Annotated in this window: 7 protein-coding genes and 1 pseudogene; all 8 read right to left on the reverse strand. The window is 72.3% G+C overall.

Annotation, left to right across the window (positions count from 1 at the left end; translation table 11 throughout):
* A pseudogene (locus ACTUAL_RS14650) lies at positions 1-251 on the reverse strand (hypothetical protein); the annotation flags it as partial.
* Between the two features lie 47 nt (positions 252-298).
* The gene (gene rplS, locus ACTUAL_RS14655) at positions 299-646 is read right to left on the reverse strand and encodes a 50S ribosomal protein L19 (RefSeq protein ID WP_440900631.1); all 348 of its coding nucleotides are present in this window, start codon (positions 644-646) and stop codon (positions 299-301) included.
* A 171-nt stretch (positions 647-817) separates the two neighbouring features.
* Complete coding sequence (gene trmD / locus ACTUAL_RS14660; RefSeq protein ID WP_096498058.1) at positions 818-1,558, reverse strand: tRNA (guanosine(37)-N1)-methyltransferase TrmD; 741 nt, start codon at positions 1,556-1,558, stop codon at positions 818-820.
* A complete protein-coding gene (gene rimM / locus ACTUAL_RS14665) occupies positions 1,548-2,066 on the reverse strand; it encodes a ribosome maturation factor RimM (RefSeq protein WP_096496591.1) in 519 nt (172 codons plus the stop codon). The genes trmD and rimM overlap by 11 nt, the downstream gene beginning before the upstream one ends.
* A gap of 6 nt (positions 2,067-2,072) precedes the next feature.
* Positions 2,073-2,312, reverse strand: coding sequence for an RNA-binding protein (locus tag ACTUAL_RS14670; protein ID WP_015804618.1), 240 nt, complete (start codon positions 2,310-2,312; stop codon positions 2,073-2,075).
* The gene (rpsP, locus tag ACTUAL_RS14675; protein ID WP_440900632.1) at positions 2,309-2,746 is read right to left on the reverse strand and encodes a 30S ribosomal protein S16; all 438 of its coding nucleotides are present in this window, start codon (positions 2,744-2,746) and stop codon (positions 2,309-2,311) included. The genes ACTUAL_RS14670 and rpsP overlap by 4 nt, the downstream gene beginning before the upstream one ends.
* Positions 2,747-2,899: 153 nt before the next feature.
* Positions 2,900-3,658, reverse strand: a complete 759-nt coding sequence (locus tag ACTUAL_RS14680) for a LamB/YcsF family protein (RefSeq protein ID WP_440900633.1) — start codon at positions 3,656-3,658, stop codon at positions 2,900-2,902.
* On the reverse strand, positions 3,655-4,371 hold the full coding sequence (locus tag ACTUAL_RS14685) for a CPBP family intramembrane glutamic endopeptidase (RefSeq protein ID WP_096496594.1): 717 nt from the start codon (positions 4,369-4,371) through the stop codon (positions 3,655-3,657). Before ACTUAL_RS14685 ends, ACTUAL_RS14680 begins: the two co-directional genes overlap by 4 nt.
* Between the last annotated feature and the right edge of the window lie 93 nt (positions 4,372-4,464).

A 4,464-nucleotide genomic window follows, 5' to 3' on the forward strand; every position in this document is an offset into this window, starting at 1 on the left:
ATGTAGAAGGCCTGCATCAGCAGGCCCTTGATGGCGATCGCGAGCACCAGCGCGATCGCGAGCAGCAGGACCATCTCCTGCCACACCGGCAGCTGCTTGCGCTTGCCGCGCGATCCCTTCCGGGACGACCGCGGCCCCGTCGTGCCCGCCTCGGCCGCCGTCGTGGACGGCGTGGAGGCAGCCGCGGCGGGGCCGGGGTGCTGTTCTGCGGGTCCGCCCGTGGGCTGGGTCTCGTCGGGCGCGTGCGTCACGCGGGCGAGCCTAGCCGGGGCCGGACGACGATCGAGGGCGGACGCCCTCAGGCGTCGCGCTTCTCCTTGATCTTGGCGGCCTTGCCGCGCAGGTTGCGGAGGTAGTAGAGCTTCGCGCGGCGCACGTCGCCGCGGATGGCGACCTCGATCTCCGAGATGTTCGGGGAGTGCACGGGGAAGGTGCGCTCGACGCCGACGCCGAAGGAGACCTTGCGGACGGTGAAGGTCTCGCGCACGCCACCGCCGTGGCGGCGGATGACGACGCCCTGGAACACCTGGACCCGCTCGCGGGAGCCCTCGATGACGCGGACGTGGACCTTCAGCGTGTCGCCCGGCCGGAAGCTCGGGATGTCGGAGCGCAGCGACTGGGCGTCAAGAGCGTCCAGGGTGTTCATCGGTGGTCCGTCCTCGTCCTCACGTGTAATGCAGTAACTCCCCCGGTTCGCGTCCCATTGCAGAGGTTTCACACGCGCGGGGGCGGGCTTGCGGCGCACGCCGAAAGAGATGATCCGGGTGCAGCAACCTGTCCAGTGTGCCAGACGCGGCGCGGCAGGGTGAAATCGGCCCTACCGGGAGCCGTCCAGGAACGCCCGATCGTGCTTGTCGAGCGCGCCGTCGGGCAGGGCGTCCAGCAGGTCGGGACGCCGGTCGCGGGTGCGCTGGAGCGCCTGGTCCCTGCGCCAGCGGTCGATGGCCCGGTGGTTGCCCGAGCGCAGCACGTCCGGCACGGCCAGGTCGCGCCACACCTCGGGCCGGGTGTAGCTGGGGCCCTCCAGCAGGCCGTCCGAGAACGAGTCCTGCTGGGCGGAGAGCGCGTTGCCGAGCACGCCGGGCAGCAGCCGCACGACGGCCTCCACCATGACGAGCACGGCCACCTCGCCGCCGACGAGCACGTAGTCGCCGATGGACACCTCGTCCACCCGCATCCGGCGCGAGGCGTCGTCCACCACGCGCTGGTCGATGCCCTCGTAGCGACCGCAGGCGAACACCAGGCGGGGCTCGGCGGCCAGCTCGTGCGCGAGCTCCTGGGTGAACGGCCTGCCCGCCGGGGTGGGCACGACCAGGCGCGGCGGCTGCTCGCCCGCGCACACCTCGTCCAGGGCGTCGCCCCAGACCTGGGGCTTCATGACCATGCCGGGGCCGCCGCCGTACGGGCTGTCGTCGACGGCCTTGTGCACGTCGTGCGTCCAGTTCCGCAGGTCGTGGACGCCGACGCTGATCAGGCCCTTGTCGACGGCCTTGCCGAGCAGCGCCTGGCGCAGCGGGTCGAGGTACTCGGGGAAGATCGTGACGACGTCAATCCGCATCGAGCAGGCCCTCTGGCGGGTCGACGACGACGCGGCCACCGGCCACGTCCACGGTGGGCACGATCTGCTTCACGAACGGCACCAGCGCCTCGGAGCCGTCCTCGCGGACGAGGACCAGCAGCTCACCGCCGGGGCCGTGCACGATCTCCTTGACGGTCCCGATCCGGGTCCCGTCCGCCAGCTCGGCCGCGAGGCCCTCCAGCTGGTGGTCGTAGAACTCGTCCGGGTCGTCGGTGGGGGGCAGGGCGTCCGTGCTGCCCAGCAGCAGGGTGCCCCGCAGGAGTTCCGCGACGTCCCTCGTGAGGACTTCCTCGAACCGCACCAGCAGCCGCCCGGAGTGGTACCGGGCGGCTGCGACGGTGAGGTCGCGGGACGTGCCGTCGCGCAGCTTCGCGGCCAGGACGGAGCCCAGGGCGAAGCGCGCTTCCGGCGAGTCGGTGCGCACGTCCACGGCGAGCTCGCCGCGGATGCCGTGCGCCTTGGCCACGCGGCCGACGACGACGTCCATGCGCGCCTAGCGGTCGGTGTCGACCACGTCGACGCGCACGCCACGACCGCCGATGCCCGCCATCACGGTCCGCAGCGCGGTCGCGGTGCGGCCGGAGCGGCCGATCACCTTGCCGAGGTCGTCCGGGTGGACGTGGACCTCGAGCGTGCGACCCCGCCGGGTCGTGACCAGGTTCACCCGGACCTCGTCCGGGTGGTCGACGATGCCCCGAACGAGGTGTTCGAGGGCGTCAGCCAACAAGCTCACGCCTCGTCCTTGGCGGGAGCCTCGGCGGCCTCGGCGTCAGCCTTCTTGGCGGCCTTCTTCTTCGGCGTGGTGGCCTCGGTCGTCGGCTCGGAGCCTGCGGCGGCCAGCGCGGCGGCGAACAGGTCCGCCTTGCTGGTCTTGGCCTCCTTGACCTTCAGCGTGCCCTCGGCGCCCGGCAGGCCCTTGAACTTCTGCCAGTCGCCGGTGATCTCCAGCAGGCGCTGGACCGACTCGGTCGGCTGGGCGCCGACGCCCAGCCAGTACTGCGCCCGCTCGGTGTCGATCTCGCTGAACGAGGGCTCTTCCTTGGGGTGGTACTTGCCGATGGTCTCGATGGCCTTGCCGTTGCGGCGGGTGCGAGCGTCGGCGACGACCACGCGGTAGTACGGCTGGCGGATCTTGCCAAGGCGCTGCAACTTGATCTTGACGGCCACGGGTTCCGGTGCTCCTCGGGTTCTCTCGTGCATGTGCGGGCGTCCTCCACCCGAGTGGGGCACGGGCGGGGAGAACCCAAACTGTCTGGGCGCGCCACGGCACGGTGAGAGGGACCGGCCTCGGCGAACAGCCTTCAATTCTGCCAGACCCCGCTACCGGGGGACGAATCGGCCCGGTTCCACACCCGCTCGGGTGAGCGCGGCCCGCACCGCGCGGGCGTGCTCGACGGCCCCCGGCGTGTCCCCGTGCAGGCACAACGAGTCCACCTCGACGGCCAGGACGGTCCCGTCGACGGCCACGATCTCGCCCGCCGTCGCGAGCCGGACGGCCCGCTCCACGACCGCGTCGGCGCCGGTCAGGAGCGCGTCAGGGCGCGAGCGCGGCACGAGCGCGCCCTCCGGGGTGTACCCCCGGTCGGCGAACGCCTCGCGCACCGGCCGCAGCCCGGCGGCCTCGGCGTGGCGCAGCAGCCGGGAGCCGGGCAGGCCCAGCACGGGCAGGTCGCCGAACGCCCGGACGCCCGCCACCACGGCCCGCGCCTGCTCGTCGTGGTGGACGGTGGCGTTGTAGAGCGCGCCGTGCGGCTTGACGTACACCACGTCCGTGCCCGCCGCCCGCGCGCACGCCTGGAGCGCCCCGATCTGGTAGAGCACGCCGTCGGCCAGCTCGACCGGGTCGACGTCGATGAACCGCCGTCCGAAGCCCGCGAGGTCCCGGTAGGACACCTGGGCGCCCACCGCCACCCCGCGCCCGGCGGCCAGCTCGCACGCCCGGCGCATGATCGTCGGGTCCCCCGCGTGGAAGCCGCAGGCGACGTTCGCGCTGGTCACGACGTCGAGCAGGGCCTCGTCGTCGCCCAGCCTCCAGATGCCGAAGCCCTCGCCGAGGTCGCTGTTCAAGTCGAGGCTCACGCGGGCATCACCCCCAGCGCGATCAGCAGCATGGTCAGTCCGGGCAGGAAGTTGTTGACCACGTGGGCCACCACGCTGGCGGTGAGCCTGCGGGTGATCAGCCGCGCGATGCCGATGGGCAGCGAGATGACGATCAGCAGCACGGTGCGGATCGGTTCCAGGTGGCTGGCGGCGAAGATCGCGGTGCTGAGCGTGAACGCCGCCCAGCGGCTCCAGCCCTGCCGCTCGATCGCGCCCCACAGCAGGCCCCGGTAGATCAGCTCCTCGCAGACCGGGCCGATGAAGCACACGTAGCAGAACATGGCGATGGCGGCGGACAGCGGCAGCGCCGCGCCGTCGACCAGCTCGCCGATGGCCGAGGTGGCGTTCTGGTCGCCGACCAGGCGGGACCAGGTGAGCGCGGCCACGTAGGTCAGCACCAGGCCGAGCAGGCCGAGCTTGAGGCCGACCTTCACGTCCGCCCAGTTCCACTCCAGCCTCAGGTCGACGAACGGGCCGTTGCCGCGCAGCTTGGTGATCAGGACGGCGGTGGCGGCGGCGAGCAGGGTCGGCGTCATCGCCCCGACGAGCACGAAGGTGACGGGGTCCACCCCGAACTCGCGGCCCGCCGCGGTGATGAACACCGCGCTGAGCACGAAGACCGCTTGCACGACGAGGAACGCGCCGAAGCCCCAGCGCTGTCCGGTCGGCGCGGGTTCCGGGGCGAACCCCACGGCCCGGACGCTCGCGATGAGACCTGTCGGCCGCTCATCCGGTGGTGGGTTCACAGGCAATCACCCTAGTCACGACGTGCTCGCGCGCCTCGG

The sequence above is a fragment of the Actinosynnema sp. genome (genome assembly GCF_052038725.1).

Excerpts from the sequence above, each read along its gene's own strand:
- trmD (WP_096498058.1), bottom strand. The coding sequence starts at position 1,558 with ATGCGGATTGACGTCGTCACGATCTTCCCCGAGTACCTCGACCCGCTG.
- rplS (WP_440900631.1), bottom strand. The coding sequence starts at position 646 with ATGAACACCCTGGACGCTCTTGACGCCCAGTCGCTGCGCTCCGACATC.
- rimM (WP_096496591.1), bottom strand. The coding sequence starts at position 2,066 with ATGGACGTCGTCGTCGGCCGCGTGGCCAAGGCGCACGGCATCCGCGGC.